General features: G+C 70.0%; 22 protein-coding genes and 2 pseudogenes. 19 read left to right on the forward strand and 5 right to left on the reverse strand.

The window, feature by feature from the left end; genetic code table 11:
• The first annotated feature begins 20 nt into the window (after positions 1-20).
• A complete protein-coding gene (locus tag FHS97_RS17640; RefSeq protein ID WP_260396535.1) occupies positions 21-155 on the forward strand; it encodes a hypothetical protein in 135 nt (44 codons plus the stop codon).
• An 818-nt stretch (positions 156-973) separates the two neighbouring features.
• Here the strand turns inward: FHS97_RS17640 and FHS97_RS17775 are convergent.
• Both FHS97_RS17775 and FHS97_RS17780 read right to left on the reverse strand, forming a co-directional pair.
• Positions 974-1,228: pseudogene (locus FHS97_RS17775) on the reverse strand (flagellin); the annotation flags it as partial.
• 732 nt (positions 1,229-1,960) lie between these two features.
• Positions 1,961-2,371 (reverse strand): annotated as a pseudogene (locus FHS97_RS17780) (flagellin N-terminal helical domain-containing protein); the annotation flags it as partial.
• 259 nt (positions 2,372-2,630) lie between these two features.
• On the opposite strand from FHS97_RS17780, the gene FHS97_RS11190 reads away from it, so the two are divergent.
• The 18 genes from FHS97_RS11190 (at position 2,631) to FHS97_RS11275 (ending at position 19,615) form a co-directional block, all read left to right on the forward strand.
• Entirely contained in the window at positions 2,631-3,902 is a 1,272-nt protein-coding gene (locus tag FHS97_RS11190; protein WP_184037374.1) for a sigma-54 interaction domain-containing protein, read from the forward strand.
• On the forward strand, positions 3,899-4,261 hold the full coding sequence (fliE, locus tag FHS97_RS11195; RefSeq protein ID WP_184037377.1) for a flagellar hook-basal body complex protein FliE: 363 nt from the start codon (positions 3,899-3,901) through the stop codon (positions 4,259-4,261). Before FHS97_RS11190 ends, fliE begins: the two co-directional genes overlap by 4 nt.
• Before the next feature lies 1 nt (position 4,262).
• On the forward strand, positions 4,263-6,005 hold the full coding sequence (fliF, locus tag FHS97_RS11200; RefSeq protein ID WP_184037379.1) for a flagellar basal-body MS-ring/collar protein FliF: 1,743 nt from the start codon (positions 4,263-4,265) through the stop codon (positions 6,003-6,005).
• Complete coding sequence (fliG, locus tag FHS97_RS11205; RefSeq protein WP_184037382.1) at positions 6,002-7,039, forward strand: flagellar motor switch protein FliG; 1,038 nt, start codon at positions 6,002-6,004, stop codon at positions 7,037-7,039. The genes fliF and fliG overlap by 4 nt, the downstream gene beginning before the upstream one ends.
• Positions 7,032-7,802, forward strand: a complete 771-nt coding sequence (locus tag FHS97_RS11210; RefSeq protein WP_184037385.1) for a FliH/SctL family protein — start codon at positions 7,032-7,034, stop codon at positions 7,800-7,802. Before fliG ends, FHS97_RS11210 begins: the two co-directional genes overlap by 8 nt.
• Positions 7,796-9,127, forward strand: coding sequence for a FliI/YscN family ATPase (locus FHS97_RS11215; protein WP_184037388.1), 1,332 nt, complete (start codon positions 7,796-7,798; stop codon positions 9,125-9,127). Before FHS97_RS11210 ends, FHS97_RS11215 begins: the two co-directional genes overlap by 7 nt.
• On the forward strand, positions 9,120-9,527 hold the full coding sequence (locus FHS97_RS11220) for a hypothetical protein (protein ID WP_246346618.1): 408 nt from the start codon (positions 9,120-9,122) through the stop codon (positions 9,525-9,527). Before FHS97_RS11215 ends, FHS97_RS11220 begins: the two co-directional genes overlap by 8 nt.
• Positions 9,528-9,584: 57 nt before the next feature.
• Positions 9,585-12,011, forward strand: a complete 2,427-nt coding sequence (locus FHS97_RS11225) for a flagellar hook-length control protein FliK (RefSeq protein WP_184037391.1) — start codon at positions 9,585-9,587, stop codon at positions 12,009-12,011.
• 16 nt (positions 12,012-12,027) lie between these two features.
• Positions 12,028-12,702, forward strand: coding sequence for a flagellar basal body-associated FliL family protein (locus tag FHS97_RS11230; RefSeq protein ID WP_184037396.1), 675 nt, complete (start codon positions 12,028-12,030; stop codon positions 12,700-12,702).
• 6 nt (positions 12,703-12,708) lie between these two features.
• Entirely contained in the window at positions 12,709-13,647 is a 939-nt protein-coding gene (locus FHS97_RS11235; protein ID WP_184037399.1) for a flagellar motor switch protein FliM, read from the forward strand.
• A complete protein-coding gene (fliN, locus tag FHS97_RS11240) occupies positions 13,644-13,934 on the forward strand; it encodes a flagellar motor switch protein FliN (protein ID WP_028967502.1) in 291 nt (96 codons plus the stop codon). Before FHS97_RS11235 ends, fliN begins: the two co-directional genes overlap by 4 nt.
• A 14-nt stretch (positions 13,935-13,948) precedes the next feature.
• Positions 13,949-14,227 carry a flagellar biosynthetic protein FliO gene (locus tag FHS97_RS11245; protein ID WP_184037402.1) on the forward strand — a complete coding sequence of 93 codons (279 nt, stop codon included), beginning with the start codon at positions 13,949-13,951 and terminating at the stop codon, positions 14,225-14,227.
• An 11-nt stretch (positions 14,228-14,238) separates the two neighbouring features.
• On the forward strand, positions 14,239-15,120 hold the full coding sequence (gene fliP / locus FHS97_RS11250) for a flagellar type III secretion system pore protein FliP (RefSeq protein ID WP_184037943.1): 882 nt from the start codon (positions 14,239-14,241) through the stop codon (positions 15,118-15,120).
• Positions 15,121-15,227: 107 nt separating this feature from the next.
• Positions 15,228-15,509 carry a flagellar biosynthesis protein FliQ gene (fliQ, locus tag FHS97_RS11255; protein WP_028967499.1) on the forward strand — a complete coding sequence of 94 codons (282 nt, stop codon included), beginning with the start codon at positions 15,228-15,230 and terminating at the stop codon, positions 15,507-15,509.
• 211 nt (positions 15,510-15,720) lie between these two features.
• On the forward strand, positions 15,721-16,494 hold the full coding sequence (gene fliR, locus FHS97_RS11260) for a flagellar biosynthetic protein FliR (protein ID WP_184037405.1): 774 nt from the start codon (positions 15,721-15,723) through the stop codon (positions 16,492-16,494).
• On the forward strand, positions 16,494-17,618 hold the full coding sequence (locus FHS97_RS11265; RefSeq protein ID WP_184037409.1) for an EscU/YscU/HrcU family type III secretion system export apparatus switch protein: 1,125 nt from the start codon (positions 16,494-16,496) through the stop codon (positions 17,616-17,618). Before fliR ends, FHS97_RS11265 begins: the two co-directional genes overlap by 1 nt.
• A gap of 34 nt (positions 17,619-17,652) precedes the next feature.
• Positions 17,653-19,197 (forward strand): flagellar filament capping protein FliD, encoded by a 1,545-nt coding sequence (gene fliD / locus FHS97_RS11270; protein WP_184037413.1) that lies wholly within the window; start codon positions 17,653-17,655, stop codon positions 19,195-19,197.
• A gap of 19 nt (positions 19,198-19,216) precedes the next feature.
• Positions 19,217-19,615: a flagellar export chaperone FliS gene (locus FHS97_RS11275; RefSeq protein WP_184037416.1), complete on the forward strand. Its 399-nt coding sequence runs from the start codon at positions 19,217-19,219 to the stop codon at positions 19,613-19,615.
• 89 nt (positions 19,616-19,704) lie between these two features.
• Here FHS97_RS11275 and FHS97_RS11280 read toward each other — a convergent pair whose 3' ends face one another.
• The 3 genes from FHS97_RS11280 to lysA form a co-directional block, all read right to left on the reverse strand.
• Positions 19,705-20,661, reverse strand: coding sequence for a zinc transporter ZntB (locus FHS97_RS11280; RefSeq protein WP_184037419.1), 957 nt, complete (start codon positions 20,659-20,661; stop codon positions 19,705-19,707).
• Complete coding sequence (locus tag FHS97_RS11285) at positions 20,658-21,413, reverse strand: precorrin-2 dehydrogenase/sirohydrochlorin ferrochelatase family protein (protein ID WP_184037422.1); 756 nt, start codon at positions 21,411-21,413, stop codon at positions 20,658-20,660. The genes FHS97_RS11280 and FHS97_RS11285 overlap by 4 nt, the downstream gene beginning before the upstream one ends.
• A gap of 247 nt (positions 21,414-21,660) precedes the next feature.
• Positions 21,661-22,917, reverse strand: a complete 1,257-nt coding sequence (lysA, locus tag FHS97_RS11290) for a diaminopimelate decarboxylase (protein WP_184037426.1) — start codon at positions 22,915-22,917, stop codon at positions 21,661-21,663.

The raw sequence follows: 22,917 nt of genomic DNA on the forward strand, positions 1-22,917 counted from the left end.
CGATCAGGAGGAGGAACGCGATGACCGAACCCCGCAGCCACCCCGCGCTCAGCGAAGACCAGCGCGATCCCGACGGCGGCGACGCCCCGGACGACCTCCCCGCTGGCGAGCCGGACGACAATCCCGACGATCTGACGGTGTCGGACGAGGAATGACACGGAACCCCGGTGGCCGGATGCGGTCGCCGGGGTTTTCGTTTGTGGGTGCCGGCGGGCGTGGTCGAGCGGAGTGTCCCGTACCTTTCGCGCCTGCCTGCATGCCTTCCCGGCCGTCGAACCGCGGCACGTCGCCTCGTCACCGGAGGGCGGAACCGCTATCCCATGAGCCTCGCGCGCTGCGACGTAGCCGAGGGCCAGACCTAGTCCGAGATGACGAGGGAACAGCGGGTCGCAGCCGTCCCTTTCATTCACCGTCGCTCCTGCGCAGGCAGGAGCCCATGACTGCATCGTCTCGCGCGAGGCCGACACGTTAACCAGCGCGCCTGTGTCACAACGCCTACCCGGACGATGCAGACATGGGCCCCTGCCTTCACAGGGGCGACGGCGGGTGTTGCGTGCTGGTCAGACGGACCGCTCGGGTCGAACTCCGGGCCACCCTCACCTTACTTCTCGGTTATGACCAGCTCGCCCAAGCCGCTGCGACGCAGCGGGGTTCCGCATCAAGTCCCGGACGACGAAGGAACAGACGGTCGCAGCCGTCCCCTTCCTGCACCGTCGCTCCTGCGAAGGCAGGAGCCTGTGACTGCATCGTCTCTCACGACGCCGACCCGCTGACCGGCCCGCCTGTGTCACGCCGCCCACCCGGACGGGACAGCCATGGGCCCCTGCCTGCGCAAAGGCGACGGATCGTGCGGCGAGCACAGGCTTCCATCGACGCGAAAACCCCCGCCAGCCTTGCGGCTGACGGGGGTTTCCCTGTCCGGCACCGGCCCCGCTCTGATCGGGGGCGAGAGGCCGGTGGTCGGCTGCCGGACTTAGCCGAGCAGCTTCATCACGCCCTGCTGCGACTGGTTGGCCTGCGCCAGCATCGCGGTCGAGGCCTGGCCGAGGATCTGCGCCTTGGCGAGCGCGGTCGTCTCGGTCGAGAAGTCGGCGTCCTCGATGCGGCTCTTGGCGTCAGACAGGTTGGTCGCGGTGGTGGTCAGGTTGTTGACCGTCGATTCCAGCCGGTTCTGCGCCGCACCCATCGTGCCGCGTGCCGACGAGATCTTGTCGAGCGCGTTGTCGATCACCGCCATCGCTGCCGAGGCGCCGGTCTGCGATGCGATCGAGATCGCCGAGGTGCTACCCTCCGTCAGACCCGCCTTCGCGGCACCCGCACCGGCAACCGTGATGCCGACGCCGTTCTGGGCTTCCAACGTAACCTGACCACGTGCGACAGCGGCGGTCGTCGGAGCGGTGGTGATGTCCAGCGCTTCGTTCTGCTTCTCGCCGACCTTCGCGTTCGACAGCAGACTGTCGGTGTTGGTGATCGAAATGTTGCTGCCGTCCTTGCTCGTCAGCACCAACTTGTTGTTGCTGTCGGTGCTGGCGACGATGTTGCTGCCCGAACCAAGCGTGGTGTTGATCTTGGCCGCAAGCGAGTTCGAGTCCTTCTCGGCCGCCGTCATCGTGATTGCGGTGGAGCCGATGCTGAACGACTTGCCCGCGGTGAGCGTACCGACATCCATCGTGACCTTGTTCTTGGCGGTCGCGACCACGTTCGAGTCGGCGGTCGTAGCATTGATGGCGCTTGCGATTGCCTTCGCATCCAGTGCCGTGCCGGTGGTCGTCACGGCCTGACCATTGATGGTGAGCGGATCGCCGTTGGCGGCGGCGAACGCGGCGGTGCCGTCCACGGTGCCGCCCTTCGCTTGCGCGGTCAGGCCGAGCGTCGACGCGCGGGTGTCGGTCAGGGCCATCGAAATCGTCTGGTCGGCGTTGATGCCGGTCTGCAGCTTGACCGAGTCGGAGCTGCCGTCGAGCAGGTTGACGCCGTTGAACGAGGTCGTCTTGGCGACGTTACCGATTTCGGCGGTGAGCTGGGTCATTTCCGACTGCAGCGCGGTGCGATCGGTGTCCTTCAGCGTGCCGTTGGCCGACTGGGTGGCCAGTTCCTTCATGCGGGTCAGCATGTTGGTGACTTCGCCCATCGCGCCTTCGGCGGTCTGCGCCAGGCTGATGCCGTCGTTGGCGTTGCGGACGGCCATCGCCATGCTCTTGGTCTGGCTCGCCATGCGGTTGGCGATCGCGAGGCCGGCGGCGTCGTCCTTCGCCGAGTTGATGCGCTTGCCGGTCGACAGGCGCTCCATCGAGGTCGCGAGCATCTTGCTGGCGCTGGTCGAGGCGTTGGTGGCGCGCATCGCCGAGGTGTTGGTGTTGATCACGGTCATGGGAAAAGCTCCATCTACCGGCCCGTCCCGCCGCCCCCGAATGAGCAGGTGGCCGTGCCGTCACCGCATCAAACGGCTGCCCGCGCCGGACCTTTAGCGCTTTTCTCCGCAGATTTTTCGGGCGCCCCGCCGCCCCGCCCCTTCCTACGTATACGCGCGCGCACGCCCGGAAAAAACTTGCCGGCAAAACGGCAGTTATACCGCGCGTTAACCAGCCCGGCCGCATCACGTTCGCACTGATTCGAGGGAATTTCTCGCCATGCGTTCGATCATGCCGACAGCCACCGTGGAGCGCGCGCACCTGACGCTCGTGTCCTCGCTGCGCGCGCAGGGCTTCGCCGTGCAGGCGCCCGCCGCGCGGCCACAGCCGAACGTCGCCTATCTCGTCGCCGAGGGCGAGGCGGTGCCCGCCCCGGCGCGCACGCTGATCGTCGGCAATGCCGGCCGCGAGGTGATCCCGTTCCGCGACGGCCAACCTGCCCGCATCGCCTATGGCCACGAGGATGCGGCGGTCGGCAACGCCTTCGCGCGCGCGCTGGTCGGCGGGCCGGAGCTGCCGACCGCCGCCGATCCCGAGTCGCTGGCGCTGCTCGCGCTTGCCGAGCGCGTCGCGCAGGCCGACATCACGGTGCTCATCAACGGCCCGACCGGCACCGGCAAGGAAGTGCTGGCCCGCACCATCCACCTGAACTCCGAGCGCCGCGACGGCCCGTTCGTCGCGATCAACTGCGCTGCGCTGCCCGAGACTATGCTCGAGGCGATGCTGTTCGGCCACCAGAAGGGCGCGTTCACCGGCGCGTCGTCGGGCGGCGAGGGCTTCTTCCGCGCGGCGAACGGCGGCACGCTGCTGCTCGACGAAATCGCCGAGATGCCGCTCAACCTCCAGGCCAAGCTGCTGCGCGTGTTGCAGGAGCGCGAGGTGGTGCCGATCGGCGCGACGATGCCGCAGGCGGTCGACGTCCGCGTCGTCGCCTGCGCCAACCGCGACCTGCAGGCCGAAGTGGCGGCGGGCCGGTTCCGCGCCGATCTTTACTACCGCCTGTCGGTGTTCCCGCTGTCGACCCGTGCGCTCGCCGAGCGGCCGCAGGACATTCCCGCGCTCGCCGCGACGATGATCCTGCGCCACGCCGGCACCCGCGCCGCGGTGCCGTGGCCGAGCGACGCCGCGATCGCGCGGCTGGTCGCGCACGACTGGCCGGGCAACGTCCGTGAGCTGGAAAACGTGATCCAGCGCGCGTTGCTCTTCGCCGGCGGTGACACGATCGAGGCCGATCACATCGTGTTCGACCGTCCTTCGCCCGCGCCGCGCGTCGCCCCGCTGGGCGGCGGTGACGACAACACGCTGGGTCAGGTCGTGCAATTCTCCGAATTCGCCGCGATCCGCGAGACGCTGGCGGCGTGCGGCGGCAGCCGGATCGAGACCGCGAAGCGGCTCGGCATCTCCGAGCGCACGCTGCGCTATCGCCTCGCCAAGGCGCGCGAACAGGGTGACGATCTCGCCGCCGGCACCAGCCGGATGCTGTCGGCATGAGCGCGATCGGAGGCGTCGGCGGCGTCGACCGGGTGATGGCGCTGCGCGCGCAGATCCTGGAGCGCAACGCCGCGCTGAACCGCGCCGGCGGCGCCGCCTCGGCCGCCCCTGCCCCGGCCACCGGCGGCGCGGCGAACGCGACCAGCTTCGCCGACACGATGCAGTCGGCGATCGCCAAGGTGAACGACGGCCAGCAAAAGGCCTCGGCGCTGTCGGAGCAGTATGAACGCGGCGAGACCGTCGACATCGCCAAGGTGATGCTCGCACGTCAGGAAGCGTCGGTCGGCTTCGAGGCCACCTTGCAGGTCCGCAACAAGATCCTGTCCGCGTACAAGGACATCATGAGCATGCCGGTCTGATATGAGCAACGCTCTCACCCCGCAGAACCCGGTGCCGGTCACGCTGGTCCCCGAGAAGTTCGCCAACCCGCTGCGCCAGATCCAGGGCGTGATGGCGCAGCCCGCGGTGCGGCGCGCCGGTCCGATGGCGTTGATGGTCGGGCTGATCGGCGCGGCCGGGCTCGCCTGGTCGGCGCTGTCGACCCCGCCGCAGAAGACGTTGTTTTCGGGGCTGCCCGATTCGGACAAGGCCGCGGTCACCACCGCGCTGTCGGCGGCGAACATTCCCAGCCACATCGACGATTCGGCAGGCACGCTGACCGTCAACGAGGAGGATTTCTCCAAGGCGCGGCTGCTGCTCGCCGGGCAGGGTCTGCCCAAGGCCGCGCCGGGCGGGTACGCGATCCTCGACGAGCTGCCGATGGGCGTCAGCCGCGCGGTCGAGGGCGAACGCCTGCGGCAGGCGCGCGAGACCGAGCTGGCGCGCTCGATCCAGGAGATCGACGCGGTCGCCGAAGCGCGCGTCCATCTCGCAATGCCCGAGGCGAGCGTGTTCGTGCGCGACAATGCCGCGCCGTCGGCGTCGGTGGTCGTCAAATTGCAGGGCGGGCGCTCGCTGAGCGACGCGCAGGTCCAGTCGATCGTCAACCTCGTCGCCTCGTCGGTGCCGGGGCTGAAGCCCGATGCGGTCACGGTCGTCGACCAGATGGGCGGCCTGCTCACCAAGTCCGGCGACGGCCCCGACAGCGCCAACGACAAGCGCATCGAGTTTCAGCGCCGCGTCGAGGACAAATATCGCCAGCAGCTGATCCAGCTGCTCACCCCGCTGGTCGGCGCGGGCAATTTCACCGCCGAGGTGCAGGCCGACGTCAACCTCGACGAGACCAGCGCGACGCGCGAGAGCTACGACAAGGAAGGCCGGCTGCGCGCCGAAACCGGCAACTGGACCGGCAACATGGCGTCGGGTCAGGCACCCGGCGGCATCCCCGGCGCGCTGAGCAACACGCCCCCGCCCGCCTCGCAGCTGTCGACCCCGCAGCCGGCGACCGGCAATCCCGGCACGCCCGCCGCCCCGCCGACCGCCGGCGGCCCCGCGCCCGACCCGGCCAAGCAGACCGACGCCTTCCAGCGCGCCTACGACCTCAACAAGGAAGTCTCGGTGACGCGCGCCGCGCCGGGCAACATCAAGCGGCTGTCGGTCGCGGTGCTGTTGCGCGACCCGGAGAAGACCAAGCGTACCGCGATGGAGATCCAGCAGATCAACGATCTGGTGAAGAGCGCAGTCGGCTTCGATCAGGCGCGCAACGACAACGTCACTGTCATCAGCCGCAAGTTCGCCGACGCCAGCGCCGATGCCGGCGCCGCGCCGAAATGGTACGACAATGCGCTGGTGCCGATGCTCGCGCGCAATCTGACGGCGCTGGTCATCGCGCTGCTGGTGCTGCTGCTCGGCGTGCGGCCGATCGCCAAGGCGCTGATGAAGAAGCGCGAGGACGCCACGCCCGCCAAGGACGCCGCCGCGCTCGCGGACGGCGCGAAGGGCGAGGGCGCAGCGCTGACCGACGGGTCGGGCGAGGGCGGCAGCGCGGGCATCGGCCCGGACGGCGAGCAGATCGCGGTCCAGCCGCCGGTCAGCCTCGACCAGATCGAGACCAGCCAGAGCTACGAGGAGCGGATCGACGCGGTGCGCGGCTTCACGCGCGACAATCCGGCGCGCGCGGCGCTGGCGGTGCGTGACATGCTCGGCGCGGACGCCAAGCCGTGAGCGAAGTCGCCACCGCCCCGCGGACCTTCACCGGCGTCGAGCGCGCCGCGGTATTGATGATGCTCGTCGGCGAGGAAGAGGCCGCCGCGATCCTCCAGAAGCTCGATCCCGAAGAGGTCCGCAAGCTCGGCACCGCGATGTTCGCGGTCGCCGACGTCAGCGAGGACGAGGTCGAGCTGGTGCTCGACGATTTCGTCGGCAAGGCGCGCGAGCGCACCGGCATCACCTTCAACCCCGGCCCGAAGGTCGAGGCGGTGATGACGCGCGCGCTGGGCCGCGACAAGGCCGAGAGCGTGCTGGCGCAGATCACCCCGGCCGAGGCGGTGTGCGAGATCGACCTGCTCGACTGGCTCGATGCCAAGGAGATCGCGGCGATGCTCGACAAGGAGCATCCGCAGATCTGCGCGGTGATGATCGCCAATCTCGATCCGGCGATCGGCAGCCAGGTGCTCGAACTGCTGCCCGAACTGACGCAGCCCGACATCCTGCACCGCATCGCGCGCCTCGGGCCGATCACCCCCGACGCGGTCGACGCGCTGCGCACGCTGATCGCCAGCCGCACCGGCGGCGGCAGCGCGAGCGGCGGCGGCGGTGGGTCCTCCACCGCGCTCCAGCTGGGCGGCGCGCGCGAGGCGGCGAAGATCCTGCAGGGCGCGCGCAAGTCGACCGAACAGCGCGTCATGCCGAAGCTGCTCAAGATGGACCGCGACATCGCGCGGCAGATCGAGGAGGCGATGTTCGTCTTCGACAACCTGCTGGAGCTGGACGACAAGGGGCTGGGCACGCTCATCCGCAACGTCGACGGCGATACGTTGGGCCGCGCGCTGAAGGGTGTGGACGAGGCGGCGCGCAACCGCATCCTGGGCTGCATGTCGGCACGCGCCGCATCGGGCATCCGCGACGATATGGAAGCACGCGGGCCGATGAAGCTGAGCGAAGTGCTCGAGGCGCAGAAGGCGATCATCCAGATCGCGCGCAACCTTGCCAAGGACGGCACGATCAATCTGGGGGCAGGCGACGACGATTATGTCTGAGGCGGATTTCGTCAGTGGTATGCCATCGCGCGCCGATGCCGCGGCGCTCAGCCGCACGCGCGCGCAATCCGGGATCGCGCCGGGCTTCACGCCCGCCGACCTGATCGCACGCATCGAACAGGCGTTCGGCGCGCGCTCGCCCGCGCCGTCGTCCTCGGAGGAAATGTCGGACGAGGCAACCGGCGACCAGCCGCGCCATTTCTCGCCCGCCGATCCGGATGCCGATCCGACCGCCGGCTGGGATATGATGGACGCCGACGCGCCGATCCCGGCCTGCGTCGAGCAGATCGAGGCCGCCCGGATCGCCGGCTATCACGAGGGGCTCGCCGACGCCGCGATGGCCGCCGACGCGGTGGTGTCGCGCGAGCGCGAGCTGCTGGAGGCGGTCGCGGGCGCGATGAAGGCCGGCGGCGCGATCGACCGCGTCGCTTTGGCCGAGGCATTGCGCCGCACCGTCACGATGCTGGTGACGCAATTGGTCGGTGAGATCGGCGTCTCCGCGCCGTTGCTCGCCGCGCGCGTCGAGGCCGCGACCGAGCTGCTCGCCGACGCCAGCGAGTCGGCGATGCTGCGCGTCCATCCCGAGGATCTGCCGCTGCTGGAGGGCCGCGTGCCCGGCACCGTCTTCCCGGTCGGCGACGAGAGCATCGAGCGCGGCAGCTTCGTGATGGAGGCCGCGTCGACAATCGTCGAGGACGGTCCGGCGATGTGGCTGGAACAACTGTCCACCGCGATCGAACGCGCGGCGGTGCCGGCGTGCTGAACCGCTTCGCCGAAGATTACCTCGGCACGCTCGCGCTCGCCGGATCGCGGCCCAAGGCGCGCGTCGCCGGGCGGCTGTCGTCCTATGACGGGCTGCTGATGGAAGCGGTCGGGCTGTCGCTGCCGGTCGGCACCATCTGCAAGATCGGCGCGGACGGCGGGCAACAGGTCGAGGCCGAGGTGATCGGTTTCCGCAACGGCCGCACGTTGATGATGAACCTCGGCGGCCCGGCGGCGCTGCTCCCCAATGCACCGGTCCGTCCGCTCGGTGCGCCGGGCGAGGCGGAGGTCGGCGCGGCGATGCTGGGGCGCGTCGTCGACGGCGCGGGCAATCCGATCGACGGGCTCGGCCCGATCCGCGGCGCCGGCCGCTGGCCGCTCGCCGGGCATATGCAGTCGCCGCTCGACCGTGGCCGCGTGCTCGCGCCGATGGACGTCGGGGTGCGTGCGATCAACGGGCTGCTCACCGTCGGTCAGGGCCAGCGCGTCGGGATCATGGCCGGGTCGGGTGTCGGCAAATCGGTGCTGCTCGGCATGATGGTGCGCGCGGCGCAGGCCGATGTCGTCGTCATCGGGCTGATCGGCGAGCGCAGCCGCGAGGTCGCCGACTTCCTCGAAACCAAGGTCGCGGGCGAGGCGCGCAAGCGCTCGGTCGTCGTCGCGGTTCCCGCCAACCATTCGCCGGTGCTCCGCATCCGCGGCGCGCTGCGCGCCACCGCGATCGCCGAGGCGTTCCGCGCCGAGGGCAAGAGCGTGCTGCTCATCATCGATTCGCTGACCCGCGTCGCGCACGCCGGGCGCGAGATCGGGCTGGCGCTGGGCGAGCCGGCGTCGGCACGCGGCTATCCGCCGTCGGCGATCGCGATGCTCCCCAACCTGCTCGAGCGCGCCGGGTCGGACGTGAACACCGGCGGGTCGATCACCGGTATCTATACCGTGCTCGCCGACGGCGACGACGGCAACGATCCGGTCGTCGATTCGGCGCGTTCGATCCTCGACGGGCATATCGTGCTGAGCCGCGCGATGGCCGAGCGTGCGGTCTATCCGGCGATCGACATCTCCAAGTCGATCAGCCGCGTCATGAACGACATCGTGCCGCAGCATCACCAGCAGGCGGCGCGCATCCTGCGTCGCCATCTCGCAACCTATGAGGAAAACCGCGACCTGGTGCTGATGGGCGCGTATCGCAGCGGCAGCGATCCGGCGATCGACGCCGCGATCGCCTATCAGCCCGCGATCATGGAATTCGTGCGTCAGGACACGCATCAGATGGTGTCGCTGGCCGATGCCGAGATGGAGCTGGTCGGCGTCTTCGGCGATGCCTGACGCCAAGCGGCTCAAACGCCTGCACCGCGTCCGCACGCTCCAGCTCGGGCTGGCGCGTGCGGATGAGGCGCGGACGCAGGCGCAGCTGACCAGCGAGACGCAACTGGCGCAGCGCATCGCGCAGCTCGCCGATGCGGTCGCCCCTGCCCCCTCGACCTTCGCCGGCGCGGCCAAGCTCGCCGCGACCGCGCATTTCCGCGAGCGGCTGCACCGCTCGGCGGAAGCCGCGATGAACCGCGTCCGCGCCGCCGAGGCGCAGGTCGAGCGCAGCACCGAGGCGACGCGCGGCGCGCGCCGCGACCAGAGCGCGGTCGAAAAGCTGATGGAACGCCAGCACGCCGCCGATCTGCGCGCCGAGATGAAGGCGCTCGAGGACGTGCCCGCGCGCCCAAAGAAGTAAACGGCACGCTCCTTGCAACGTGGCCGGCGAACCCTGTCCACGAAAGCGGCCTGACCCTTGACCACGATCGCAAGCCTTCTCCCGACGACGGCACCGGGCGCGATGCTGCCGGGTGCCGCCGCGCCCGTGCCGGGCGTGGCGGGCGCGAGCGGCGACTTCCTGAAGCTGGTGCTGCCCGGGTGCGGCGATGGAATCGCGGTCGGGGTCGCACCGGTGGCGGGCGAGGCGGGGCGGCAGGATCTTGCCGGCTCCGGCACCGGGCTGCCGCTGGTCGATGCCGTGTCGCCGAGCGGCGAGGCGGCGCTGGCGTGGCTGGCCGATGCCACCGGGGTGCCGGTGCCGCCGCCGCCGCCCGCGCTGCCGGTCGAGACCGTCGTGCCTCCGCCGCCGGTCGCGGCGAAGGTGGCGGTGACCGCCCCGGCGCTTGGCGAAGCGACGGCTACCGTCCGGCCGCGGCTGCGGGTCCTCACGCCGGATGTACCGGTGCAGGTGCCGGCGCGCGATCAGGTCGAGCCGCTCGCCGATGCCGATCCGGCTGTGCCGACCGAAGCGGATGAGGATGATACCCCGCTCGCCAGCCCGACGGTCGTCGTTGCGGGGCCGGTCGCAGCCGTACCGCTCACGCCAACGCCGGACATGGTCGCCGCGGCACTGGTTGCCGCGCCGACGACCGTCACGCCGGAGCTTGCTCAGGCAGCCGTGGCGGTCGCTCCGACGAATACGCCGCTGCGCGGTCGCGAGGCGCTTGCGGTCGACCGGCGGCCCGCGCCCCACGCCGACGCGCCGTTTTTACCTGCGAACCCGTCGCTACGGTCGGACGCTGCGGCCGGCGCACCGGCGGCAGCTCAGACCGACGATGCCCCTGTCGCAGACGCCACAGCGACGCCGCCCACGCCGACGTCGGCACCCGCAGCGACCGTAGCGCCGCGAGGAACGGCGGCACCCGCTGCCGGCCGGGCGCGTTCGCTTCCGCCGTCGACAGCCGTCCCGCCGCAGACCGCTTCCGAAGCGCCGCAACAGCGCAGCGCGCCGGCAGCGAGCGTTTCACCGGCTCCGCCACCGCCTGTGGCGGCCGCTGCCCGAGCAGCGCGCCGCGACGCGCCCACGGTAGCCGAGATCAGCGCCGACACCGCCGCCGCGATCGTCGCCGACGCCGCGCCGCGGATCGCGCAACCGGTCGCACCCGAACGTGTCGCGTCGTCGCCGCTCGCCGCTACGCCGGCCCCGACCAACGCCGATGCGCCGGTCGCTGCTGCGTCATCGACTCTCCGTACCCCCGAGGTGACGTCGGCCGCGCCACGCCGCGCCGCGGTTGCCGCGCGCGCTATGCCGATTGAGACTGCGCCGGCCGTTCCGCCGTCCCCCGCAGCGGCCGCGCCTGTCACGGACGCGCCGGTCACGCCCACGCTTCCCGCCGCCGCGCGCCCGGCCGCAGCGCACGCCGGCGAAGCCCCTTTGCCCGCCACTTCGCGTGGCGAGGCCGCGCCACGCGTTGTCGAGACTCCCACGACGCCGGTCCTCGCCACCCCGCTCGCCGAGCGCGCGCCGGCTTCGACGCCTGCGGTGATCGCGAGTGCGGCGGCGGTGCGCGTCGATACGCCCGTCCTAACGCCCGTGACGATGCCGCCCGCCCATGTCGCCGCTCCGGTGACGCCGCCGATCGCGAGCGCCGCCGCTCTCCTGCCGCAGCCCATCTCGGACGTCGTCGCACCCACGTCGCCGCCGCTCGCCGGCACGGCTGCACCGCTGGCGACGCCGACCGCCCCCGGGACGAGTGTCGACGCCCCGGCGGCAGATAGCCCTGCCCCGCCGGCCGCACCTGGCGAGTCGTCACCGATCGTGCGCGAAGTGGCGCGCCCTTCGCCCGCCCCGCTCCCGGTCGCTGGCGACGCAGCGCCCGCGCCGGCGATCGCCAGCGCCGCGCGCACCTTCGCCGAGGCGATCCACCGCGCGGTCACCGCCGACGACCGCGCGCGCCCCGCCGATCCGACCGCGCCGGTGAGCCAGCCGCAGGCGACCGCCGCGATCTCCGCCGCCGCGGTCACCGCGACCGGGCAGGCGCAGCAGCAGACGCTCGACATGCGCCAGCCGCACTGGCCCGCCGCGATGATCCAGCACATCGAAAAGCTGCGCGACATGGCCGACGCCAATGACATGCGCATCCGCGTCGTCCCCGACGCGCTGGGCGCGATCGACGTCGCGCTGCGCCGCGAGGGCGACACGGTGCAGGTCCAGCTCACCGCCGAGCAGCCGCAGACGCGCGCGATGCTCGCCGATGCGCAGCCGCGGCTGACCGAAATGGCCGAGGCGCGGGGGCTGAAGCTCCACCATGCGCAGCCCGGCGGCACGACTGCGCAGGGCGACCGCCAGCCGTCGCAGCACCAACAACAGCAACAACGCGCCGCGCCAGTTCCGGCCGCGCCGCCGTCCGCCCGTCGCGCCGCCACCGCGGACGCCGACGACACCGAACACCGAATCGCGTGATTGAGGGAATCGAACGATGAGTGACGCTCCGGCCGCAGACGCCGCGCCCAAGAAGAAGGGCAAGTTGAAGATGATCGTGATCGGCGCCGTCGGCGTCATCGTCCTGCTGGGCGGTGGCGTCGGCGCCGGTCTGTATGCCGCCGGATCGGGGATGGTCGGCGGCGGCGGCAAGCCCGCCGCGCACGACGACCCCAACAAGCCCAAGCTCGTTCCCAAGAGCGAGCAGAAGCATCCCGGCGCGGGTGGTGAAGGCGGCGAGGGCGGCGAGGGCGGCCACGGCGGTGGCGAGGGCGCGGCCGAGGGCGGCGAGGGTGGCGAAGGCGGCGGCGAGGCGCATGGCGCGCCAACCCCCGAGGGCCATGGCGGCGAGCCCTATGCCTCCAACTATTTCGCGATGGAAAAGGAGTTCACCTCCAACCTGCAGGATTCGGTGCACTTCATCCAGATCGGGCTCGCGGTGTCGACGCCCTATGACGACAAGGTCATCACGAATCTGAAGACCAACGATATCGCGATTCGCTCGGCGATCCTGCTGACGCTCGGCGACACGCCCGAGGATCAGGTGTTCACCGGGGCCGGCAAGGCGCAGCTGCAGAAGCGGCTCGTCGCGACAATCAACCAGGTTTTGCGGGAAAAGGAAGGGTTTGGCGGGATCAGTAACGTCTACTTTACCACTTTCGTGGTTCAGTGAACGTAGATGGTTAACAGGCCCGCCTCCCCCGACGCCGGATTCGATTCCGGTACGCCGATCGGCACCGCTGCCGCATTGGGCGGAGGGTCGGGGGCGCCTGCCAAGCTGCATCCGTTCGGCGATCTGCACACGTTGCAGCATCTGTCGGCGCGCGCCGCGCGCGGCGTACGCCAGACCTTCGAGAGCTATTGGCGCGCCGAGACACGCGCCTGGGCCGAGCCGCTCGAGGTGCTGCGGCTCGCCGACTATCGCGCGGCGCGCGGCGACAAGCTGACCGCGTGGCTGCCGCTGTCGATGGACGGCCGCCCGGCGCTGTGCGTCATCGACAGCCAGTTCGTCGTCGAGATCATCGACCTGTTCTTCGGCGGCACCGGCGACGTCTCGCCGGTACTCGCGCTCGAATTCACCCCCGCCAGTGACGTGATCCTTGCGCGCATCGCCAAGGCGCTGGCGCGCGCGCTGGAAGTGGCATGGGAGCCGCTGGCGCGCGCGCGCTTCACCGCCGAGCCGTTCGAGCTGGGTGGGAACATGGTCCCCGGCGTCGAAGCCGACGAGGTGGTGATCGCCACCCGCTTCGCGATCGCGCGCGGCAGCGCCAAGCCGGCGTTCGTCGACATCCTCTATCCGGTCGCGACGCTGAAGCCGCACACGGTCGCGCTGACCGGCAAGGTCGTCGCCAAGCCCAGCGAGGTCGACGCCGAATGGCGCACCCAGCTGACGCGCGCGGCGATGGGCGTGCGCTTCCCGGTCCGCTCGGTGCTCGCCGAGCCGACCATCCCGCTCTCGCGGCTCATGGATCTCAAGGAAGGCGACATCATCCCGATCAGCTTCGGCGCCGACGTGCCGATCGTGGTCGGCGGGATGGCGCTGGGGCTGGGCACCGTGGGCACGTCCAACGGCCGTGCGGCCATTCGCATCTCCAAGTTCGAAGGACCCCTGCAATGAACGACATGACCGGCGGATTTGCCATCGACGCCGCCGTCGCCGCCAACCTGCGGCTGCTGCAGGGCGTCGACGTCAAGCTGACCGTCGAGATCGGCTCGACCACCTTGTCGCTGCGCGAATTGCTCGCGCTGGGCGAATCGAGCGTGATCGAGCTGGACCGGCAGGCGGGCGAACTGCTCGACGTGCTGGTCAACGGCACGCTGATCGGACGCGGCGAGATCGTCACAGTCGGCGAGCGCTACGGCGTCAAGATGACCGAGCTGGTCTCGCCCGAGAAGCGCGGCTGAGGGGCACGCACAAGATGATGTGGACCTATATCCTGAAGCTGGTCGTCATGCTCCCGCTCGTCTGCGGGCTGATGATCGGCTGCCTGTATCTCTGGCGCCGCCTTGAATCGCGGATGCCGGGCAAGCCGTCGACGCGCGGCATCGCGGTGCGCGAGACGATGATGATCTCGCCGGGCGTCAAGCTGGCGGTGGTCGATTTCGAGGGGCGTCGCCTGCTCGTCTCGGTCAACCGCGCCGGGGTGACGCTGGTCGACAAGGCCGAAGGGCGCGTGCCGGTGGAGCCGGTCGCGTGAGCGCCTCGGCGATGCACAGCGGCGCGCTGATTCGCCCGCGCGCGCGTACCGCGGGCAAGCGCTCGCACCTGATCCTCGCGCTGCTCGCGATCATCGTGGCGCTGTGCGTCGCGATGCCGGCGCTGGCGCAGAACTTCCCCGCCCCGTCGCAGCCGGCGGTGCAGGGTGCCCCGGCCGCGCCCGCGCCGGGGGTCGGCGACGCGGTCGACCGCGCGCTCGGGCAATTGTCGCGCGGCGATGCCGGCGCGCAGAACAACAACGGCTCGCTGTCGCTGTCGCTGCAGGTGCTCATCATCATGGGCCTGCTCACGGTGCTGCCGGGCATCGTGCTGATGATGACCAGCTTCACGCGGATCATCATCGTCCTGTCGATCCTGCGGCAGGCGATGGGGCTGCAACAGACCCCGCCCAATCAGGTGCTAATCGGCCTGTCGCTGTTCCTCAGCTTCTTCATCATGGCGCCCGCGATCAACCAGATCAACACGACCGCGATCCAGCCCTATTCGCAGGGCCGCATCGGCGGCACCGAGCTGATCCAGACCGCCGCCGCGCCGCTCCACGCCTTCATGGCCAAGCAGACGCGCGTGAAGGACGTGACGATGTTCGCGCAGATGGCGAAGTCGGGGCCGTATGCCACGCCGACCGACATCCCCTATTCGGTGCTGCTGCCGGCGTTCGTCACCTCCGAGCTGAAGACAGCGTTCCAGATCGGCTTCCTGCTGTTCCTGCCGTTCATCGTCATCGACCTGGTCGTCGCCACCGTGCTGATGGCGCTCGGCATGGCGATGCTCAGCCCGACGATCATCTCGCTGCCGTTTAAACTGCTGCTGTTCGTGCTGGTCGATGGCTGGGCGCTGACGATGGGCAGTCTGGCCAATTCGTTCGCCACCTAGCCCGTCATTGCGAGCGCAGCGAAGCAATCCAGTGTTTCGCGCGCCGCCCTGGATTGCTTCGCTACGCTCGCAATGACGAGTGTGGGACCGGAATGAGAGAGTAGCTCATGCAACCGCTCGTCGACGCCGATTACTTCCTGACCGTCGCCAACCAGACCATGTGGGTGCTGGCGCTCGTCTCCGCGCCGATCCTGATCCCGGCGTTGCTCTCGGGGCTGATCCTCGGGATGGTGCAGGCCGCGACCTCGATCAACGAGCAGACGCTGAGCTTCGTCCCGAAGCTGATCGTCGTCGCGGTGTCGATCATGGTGTTCGGCGCGATGATCCTCGGGCTGCTGAGCGACTTCACGACCGAGATCTTCGCGCGCATCCCGGATCTGGTTCACTAATCTTGCGCCAGCCTCTCCCCGTCACCCCGGCACAGGCCGGGGTCCAGAGCCACGCAGAACCGCGCTTGCGGCGCTGGACCCCGGCCTGCGCCGGGGTGACGGGAGAGATAGACGCGCCGCGGCAAAGCCGCGTCGTCGGACGGACGCATGGCCTCCGCCGGCCGCGCTTGCTCCTCTGGCGCGCAGGGTGCGTGCGCTCGGAGCCGACGCAATGTTAGGCTTCGGCCTCTCCATCGAACCGCAGCTCTGGGCGCTGATCTTCGTGATGATCCGCGTCGGGGCGGCGTTCATCGCGGCGCCGGTGTTCGGCAACGTTTCCGTGCCGCTGCCAGTGCGGATCACGCTCTCGGGCGCGGTCGGGGTGCTGGTGCTCGGCACCACGTCGATCCAGCCGCCCGCGACGATCTTCGCATTGTCGACCTTCGTCGCGGTCGCGGCCGAGGCGCTGGTCGGGCTGGCAATGGGCTTCATCGTCCAGATCGCCTTCGCCGCGCCGCTGATCGCGGGCGAGATCATCGGCGGGTCGATGGGGATCGGCTTCGCCAACATGATCGACCCCAATTCGGGCCGCTCCAGCCCGGCGATCGGCCAGTTCCTGTCGATCCTGCTGACGCTGCTGTTCCTGTCGCTCGACGGGCATCTGGTGCTCGTCGACATGGTGGTGAAGAGCTACACCGCCTTGCCGCCCGGCGCGGCGTGGATGAACGCGGCGCAGCTGCGCGACATCGCGCTGTTCGGCGGCTATGCGTTCATGGCCGGGCTGCTGCTCGCGCTGCCGGTCGGCTTCCTGCTGTTGTGCCTCAACCTCGTGATGGGGATGGTGTCGCGCTCGGCGCCGTCGCTCAACCTGTTCTCGATCGGCCTGCCCGCCAGCCTCGCGGTCGGCGTCATCAGCCTCGCGATCGCGCTGCCCGCGATGGGCGATTACATGCAGGTGATCGTCCGTGAGGGCCTCGCCGCCGCGCAAAGCCTGGTGCTCGGCTGATGTCGGAGGGTGGCGACAAGACAGAAGCCCCAACCCAGAAGCGTCGTGACGACGCCAAGGAGAAGGGCGACGTCCTCAAGAGCCGCGACCTCGCGACCGCCTTCGTCGTGCTGGCCGGCATCACCTGGATCATGTTCTTCGGCCCGGCGCTGCTCGCTGCGTGTCGCGAGGTGATGGCGGCGAGCTTCAGCTTCGGGCGCGCCGATGTCGAGGATTTCCAGCCGTGGCGCCCGCTGGTGCAGGCCGGGTGGAAGCTCGCCGCGCCGCTCGGGACTTTGTTCGCGATCACGATCGCCGCCGCGATCGCCAGTCAGGCCGGGCTCGGCTCGCTCAGCTTCAACGCCAAATTGCTCGCGCCCAAGGCGTCGCGGATCAATCCCGGCTCGGGGATCATGCGCATCGTCGGGATGCAGGGCTGGATCGAGCTGGGCAAGTCGCTGCTCAAGGTGACGTTGCTCGGCGCGATCGGCGCGTGGATGCTGTGGCAAACCGCGCATTTCAGCTTCGGGCTCGCCGCCTCCAACCTGCCCGTCGCGCTCGCCGGGCTGGGGTCGACGCTGACGCACGTCCTGCTCGTCATGGCGATGGGGCTGGTCGCGATCGGCATGATCGACGTCCCGACCCAGATCATGCAGCTGCTCAAGAAGCTGCGCATGACCAAGCAGGAGGTAAAGGACGAGCATAAGGAGAGCGAGGGCAACCCCGAGATGAAGGGGCATATGCGCATGAAGCAGCGCGAGATGCTGTCCGGCGGCATGCACAAGGCGCTCGATCAGGCGCATGTCGTGCTCACCAACCCGACGCATTTCGCGGTCGCTTTGCGCTACGAGCGCGGGCGCGACGAGGTGCCGGTGGTGGTCGCCAAGGGGCGCGGCGCGCTGGCGCTCGCGATCCGCTCGGCGGCGAAGGATCGCGCGTTGCCGATCCTCGAATATCCGGCGCTGGCGCGTGCCGTCTATTACACCAGCCGCGAGGGACAGGAGGTGCGCGACGACCTGTACATCGCCATCGCCACCGTGCTGGCATTCGTCTTCGGCCTCAATGCGCAAGCCGGCGGGACGCAGCCGCCGATCGACGTGCCCGATACCGCACGTTTCGACGAAAATGGTGTCCGCCAGTCATAAAGAATCGCCGCGCGCGGCCGTTTAGGAGAGCATCATGGCGACGATCAGCAGCACGAGCACGAGCAGTACGGCAACGACGACGAAAACGTCGTCGACGGCGTCGACCACCAAGACCGGCAGCGCGGCGTCGATCAACAAGTCGACCGCCAACTCGATCCTGACCTCGCTCGGCTCGGGCTCGGGCGTCGACACCGACACGCTGGTCGGCCAGCTCGTCGACGCGCAATTCGCCGCCAAGCGCGCGCAGATCACCGCCAAGACCGAGAAGCTGACCGCGCAGATCTCCGACGCGGCGACGCTCAAGAATTTCGTCAGCGACTTCGCCAAGGCGGTCAACACGCTGGTCACCGGCGGGTCGCTCGCCACGCAGCCGAACGTCAGCGACCCCAGGGTCGCGGGCGCCACCGCGATCTCGGGCGCGCCGATGTCGGCCTCCGCCTCGGCGAACGTCACGGTTACGTCACTTGCCACCGTGCAGACCGTCACCAGCGCCAAGCTCGGCAAAACCGACCAGTTCGGCACCGGCAAGCTGACGATCAACATCGGCACCGCCACCTACAGCGCGGGCAAGATGACCGATCTGGCGGTCGGCACCGCCAGCGACGGCAGCGCATTGTCGTTCGACGTCGACATCGCGCCGCCCAACGACACGCTGTCGGGCATCGCCGCCGCGATCAACGCCAGGAACACCGGCGTCACCGCCGCGATCATCACCGACGCCGATGGCGGCGCGTTCCTGTCGCTCAAGGGGCAGAGCGGCACCGCGCAGGCGTTCTCGATGACGGGCAGCGGCGGCACGCTCGACACGCTCAGCATCGGCAAGGACGCGACCGCGACCTCCAAGCTGTCGGTGGTCGGCCAGTCCGCCAACGCGAAATTGTCGGTCGACGGCGTGTCGGTCGAGCGGCCGAGCAACGAGATCAGCGATCTGGTCCCCGGCGTTAAGCTGACGCTCGCCGGCACCGGCTCGATGACGTTGACCGGCACGCGCCCCGACACCGCGCTGACCAACGGCGTCAAGGATTTCGTCGAGACCTTCAACCAGTTGCTTAACGAGGTAAAGCAGCAGACCAATGCGGTCGATGGCAGCCTGCGCGCCGATCCCGCCGCCAAGCAATTGCTGCGCAACCTGCAGGGTTTTGCGAGCAAGACCTTGCTCCCCGATGCGGCGCCGGGCACGCCCTCGACGCTGGCCGGGATCGGCGTCACCACCGACAAGACCACCGGCGAGCTGACGATCGACGACGCCGCGCTGACCAAGGCGATGAAGGACTCGCCCGATTCGATCCAGGCGATGTTCACGCCCAACAGCTTCGGCGCGACGGGGCTCAACGCCGCAATGCAGTCGTTGAAGCTGTCGTCGGGCAGCACGCTCTACGGGCTGGGCGCGACCGATCTGAAGCTGCGCAAGGCGCAGGACGACCTGACGAAGGAAAGCGCCAAGATCGACGAACAGTCGACGCGCTTCTCGGCGCGGCTGACGCAGCAATATGCCAGCATGAACTCGCGCGTGTCGGCCTATAAGCAGACGCAGTCGTTCATGAAGCAGCAGATCGACGGCTGGTACAAGTCGAGCTGATCGGGAAAGACGAGAGATCATGGCCTACGCCTCTTCCCTGCTGCGCGATCCGGCGCGCACGTACCGCGAGATCGACCTCGCCGGCCGCACCGCCGCGGCCGACGGTCCGGCGCTCGTCCAGCTGCTCTACGAGGAGCTGACGCAGGCGCTGCGCGTCGCCGCCTGGGCGGCCGACCGCAAGCAGTTCGCGACGCGCAGCGAACGCATCACCCGCGCCACCGCGATCCTGTTCGCGCTGGAGGCCAATCTCGATTTCGAGAAGGGTGGTGACGTGTCACGCGCGCTGGCGCGTTTCTACGGCGGGTGCCGGCGGCAGGTGATCGAGGCGAGCATCGGTACCGACGGCGCGCCGTTCAGCGCTGTCGCCGCCGAGCTGGAGGAAATCGCCAGCGCGTGGCGGCAGGCACGCGCGGCGTAACACACCGTCACTGCGAGCGTAGCGAAGCAATCCAGGGCCGGATCAGGGCGCCCTGGATTGCTTCGCTACGCTCGCAATGACGAGGTGGATCACCCCCGGAACCAGTGCCGCCGCACGAACCACACCACGATCCCCGCCGCGATCACCGCGCAGGCGCCAGCGATCGCGTCGAACGCCCACGGCTCCTCGGCATAGGGCAGCCCCTTGACGTTCATGCCGTACAGCCCGGTCAGGAACGTCAGCGGGAGGAAGATCATCGCCACCATCGCGATCACCAGACTGCGCTGGTCGAGCTGTTCGGCGCGCAGATCGGTCAGCGCCTCGTGCATCAGCGCGGCGCGCTCGCGGATCGCCTCCACCTCCTCCGCCATGCGCGCCGCGCGGTCGGCGGCGGCGGCGAGGTGCGCGCGATCGTCCTCCGCCAGCCAGTCGCCGGGCAGCGTCGCCAGCCGCTCCAGCGCAGCGCGTTGCGGGCTGAGGAAGCGGCGATAGTTGATCGCCTCCGAGCGCATCCGCGTCACCGAACGGCGCAGCTCGAAGATACGGTGCGGATTCAGCTTCTGCTCGCAATCGTCGAGCCCGTCGCCGAGATCGGCGACGACCGGATCGAGGTCTTCGGTGATCGCGGTGGCGATCGCCGCGATCAGGTCGCCGGGGTCGCGCAGCTCGCCGCGCTCCATCTCTTCCTCGACGCGCGCCAGCGTCACCAGCCGCTTGCGCGACACGGTGATGACGCGGCCCTTGGTGGCCCAGATCCGGATCGAGGCGAGCACGTCCGACGTGTCGAGCGGCTCGTCGGTGCGCCCGCGCAGGTTGACAAAGGCGCCATGCCCGATCTTCTCGGCGCGCGGCCGCGTCTCGGCGGCGGTCAGCGCGTCGACGGTGAAGGGGTCGAGCCCGGCGGCGTCGCGCAGCCACGCCTGCGCCTCGGCGGCGTTGGAGGCGAGATGCACCCAGCGGAACGCCGCGTCACCCGCCAGCGCCGCTTTTGGCGCGACCTTCTCGACCGTGCCGTCGTCGCCGACGCGCCATGCCACGCCGCTCATGATCGCATCCCGATGTCGACGGTCAGCCCGGTGCCGTTCGCCGAGGGTGCATCGCATTGCTCGCGCGCGGCGTCGGCGCGCGCGCGGTCGAGGATCGCGGCGGGGACGTCGGCGCGGTGCGTGACGCGGTCGGCGGCGGCGAGCAGCCGCGCCTGTCGTAGCGTGAGGTCGTCGGGGTCCCGCGAGGCGAGCGCGAGCCGCACGACCCCGGTCACCGGCTGCCCGGCCAGCACCGCCTGCGCCGCGTCGCGTTCGTCATAGTCAGCGAGCGGATCGAGCGCCGCGCCGGGGGCGAGCGCTGCCCCGATCGCGCGCCGCCGCTCCCCACCGTCGGGCAGCGCGGCGCGTAACGCCGCACGCGCGCCATGCAGCGCCTCGGCGAGCCGCCCGAGCGAGGCAGGCAACACCGCCTCCAGCCGCTGCCGCACCGCCGCCGCCAGCCCGGCCGAGACGCCGCCGGTGCCGATCGCGATCAGCACCGGCGCGCGGTCGACGATCGCGGGCAAGGTGAAGTCGCATAGCTCGGGCCGATCGACGGCGTTGACCAGCACCCCGCGTTCCTTGAGCCGCGCTACAGCGTCGTCATCGTCGGCGACGATCGCGAGCCGCGCGTCGGGATCATCCTCGCCGACGACGATCGACCCGGCGCGTTCGAGCAAGCGTCGCTTCGGCTCCGCCGCCTCGCTCTCGCCGACGAGAATTACCGGACGGCCGTTCAGCCGGACGAAGAGCGGGAGGCTGTGGAGGGTCATGCCGCCGTTCCTCGCGCCGTCATTGCGACCCCGGCCTTGAGCCGGGGGGAGCAATCCAGCGCGTGGCGCGCTGGGCTCTGGATTGCGTCGCTGCGCTCGCAATGACGAAGGAGCGGGCCTCTCTCCGACGCCGTCGTCCCGGCAGAGGCCGGGGTCCAGTGGCGAGCGAAGCGTTTCATGCGGCTGCGTCCCCCAACTGGACCCCGGCCTCCGCCGGGGTGACGCCAAGCGGCGGAACGCACTGCCCCTACAACCACTCCGGCACGCGCTCCGCGGCGAGGATCGTCTCGGCGGCGATCCGGTCGGCGACCACCGCATAGCGGTCGCCATCGACCAGCACCTCGGGCACCAGCGCACGGCTGTTGTAGGTCGACGCCATCGTCGCGCCATAAGCCCCGGCGGTACGCAGCACGGCGAGGTCGCCGCCCTGCACCGCGTCCATCTCGCGCGCCATCGCAAAGGTATCGCCGGTCTCGCACACCGGCCCGGCGACGTTCGCCGTCATCCGCGCGCCGCTCGGCGTCACCGCATCGACATCGTGCCATGCGTCGTACAGCGCCGGACGCGCCAGATCGTTCATTGCCGCGTCGACGATCACATAGGGATGCACCACCCCCGGCTTGACCCAGATCACGCGCGTCAGCAGCACCCCGGCATTGCCCGCGATCACGCGGCCGGGCTCGAACATCAGCTGCACGTCCCAGCCCTTCGTCACCCGCTGGACCATCGCACCATATTCGGCCGGGGTGCGCGGATCGTCGCCGGCCTTGTAGCGGACGCCGAGCCCGCCGCCGAGATCGACGCGCGCCACCGCATGGCCCGCGCCGCGCAGCTCGTCGACCAGCTGCTTGACACGGCGATACGCCGCCTCGAGCGGGGCGAGATCGAACAACTGGCTGCCGATGTGAATCGCAACGCCCTGCATCGACAGGCCGGGCAGCGCGGAGAGCCGCGCATACATCGCCGGGGCCTGGTCGATCGGGACACCGAACTTGTTCTCCTTGCGCCCGGTCGAGATCTTGGCGTGGGTGCCCGCATCGACGTCGGGGTTCACCCGCAGCACCGCGCGCGCGGTCACCCCGCGTTCGTGCGCGAGCTGCGCGAGGACCACGCCCTCTTCCTCCAGCTCGAGATTGAACTGGCCAATCCCGGCCTCCAGCCCGCGCAGCAATTCGGCGCGCGTCTTGCCGACGCCCGAGAAGACGATCCCGCTCGCCGGGATCCCCGCCGCCAGCGCACGCGCCATCTCGCCGCCCGACACAACGTCCGCGCCATAGCCCGCGGCGGCGACGACGCGCAGCACCGCCAGATTGGGATTGGCCTTGATCGCGTAAGCGAGATGCACGTCGGGCACCCCCGACAGCGCATCGCGGAACGCGCGCGCCTGCGCGCGGAAGGCGGCGGCGGAATAGACGTAGACGGGGGTGCCCACCTCGTCGGCGATGCGGGTCAGCGGCACGCCCTCGCACCACAGGGTACCGTCGCGGTAATGAAAATGGTCCAT

This window comes from Sphingomonas endophytica (genome assembly GCF_014199415.1).
GTDB lineage: Bacteria > Pseudomonadota > Alphaproteobacteria > Sphingomonadales > Sphingomonadaceae > Sphingomonas > Sphingomonas endophytica.

Bases quoted from the DNA above. Each gene is read 5' to 3' on its own strand.
- FHS97_RS11235 (WP_184037399.1), top strand. From the start codon at position 12,709: ATGGTTAACAGGCCCGCCTCCCCCGACGCCGGATTCGATTCCGGTACG.
- FHS97_RS11280 (WP_184037419.1), bottom strand. From the start codon at position 20,661: ATGAGCGGCGTGGCATGGCGCGTCGGCGACGACGGCACGGTCGAGAAG.
- FHS97_RS11245 (WP_184037402.1), top strand. From the start codon at position 13,949: ATGATGTGGACCTATATCCTGAAGCTGGTCGTCATGCTCCCGCTCGTC.
- fliP (WP_184037943.1), top strand. From the start codon at position 14,239: ATGCACAGCGGCGCGCTGATTCGCCCGCGCGCGCGTACCGCGGGCAAG.
- FHS97_RS11210 (WP_184037385.1), top strand. From the start codon at position 7,032: ATGTCTGAGGCGGATTTCGTCAGTGGTATGCCATCGCGCGCCGATGCC.
- FHS97_RS11220 (WP_246346618.1), top strand. From the start codon at position 9,120: ATGCCTGACGCCAAGCGGCTCAAACGCCTGCACCGCGTCCGCACGCTC.
- fliN (WP_028967502.1), top strand. From the start codon at position 13,644: ATGAACGACATGACCGGCGGATTTGCCATCGACGCCGCCGTCGCCGCC.
- FHS97_RS11275 (WP_184037416.1), top strand. From the start codon at position 19,217: ATGGCCTACGCCTCTTCCCTGCTGCGCGATCCGGCGCGCACGTACCGC.
- fliE (WP_184037377.1), top strand. From the start codon at position 3,899: ATGAGCGCGATCGGAGGCGTCGGCGGCGTCGACCGGGTGATGGCGCTG.
- FHS97_RS11190 (WP_184037374.1), top strand. From the start codon at position 2,631: ATGCGTTCGATCATGCCGACAGCCACCGTGGAGCGCGCGCACCTGACG.
- FHS97_RS17640 (WP_260396535.1), top strand. From the start codon at position 21: ATGACCGAACCCCGCAGCCACCCCGCGCTCAGCGAAGACCAGCGCGAT.
- fliR (WP_184037405.1), top strand. From the start codon at position 15,721: ATGTTAGGCTTCGGCCTCTCCATCGAACCGCAGCTCTGGGCGCTGATC.
- FHS97_RS11285 (WP_184037422.1), bottom strand. From the start codon at position 21,413: ATGACCCTCCACAGCCTCCCGCTCTTCGTCCGGCTGAACGGCCGTCCG.
- fliQ (WP_028967499.1), top strand. From the start codon at position 15,228: ATGCAACCGCTCGTCGACGCCGATTACTTCCTGACCGTCGCCAACCAG.
- lysA (WP_184037426.1), bottom strand. From the start codon at position 22,917: ATGGACCATTTTCATTACCGCGACGGTACCCTGTGGTGCGAGGGCGTG.
- fliD (WP_184037413.1), top strand. From the start codon at position 17,653: ATGGCGACGATCAGCAGCACGAGCACGAGCAGTACGGCAACGACGACG.
- fliF (WP_184037379.1), top strand. From the start codon at position 4,263: ATGAGCAACGCTCTCACCCCGCAGAACCCGGTGCCGGTCACGCTGGTC.
- FHS97_RS11230 (WP_184037396.1), top strand. From the start codon at position 12,028: ATGAGTGACGCTCCGGCCGCAGACGCCGCGCCCAAGAAGAAGGGCAAG.
- FHS97_RS11265 (WP_184037409.1), top strand. From the start codon at position 16,494: ATGTCGGAGGGTGGCGACAAGACAGAAGCCCCAACCCAGAAGCGTCGT.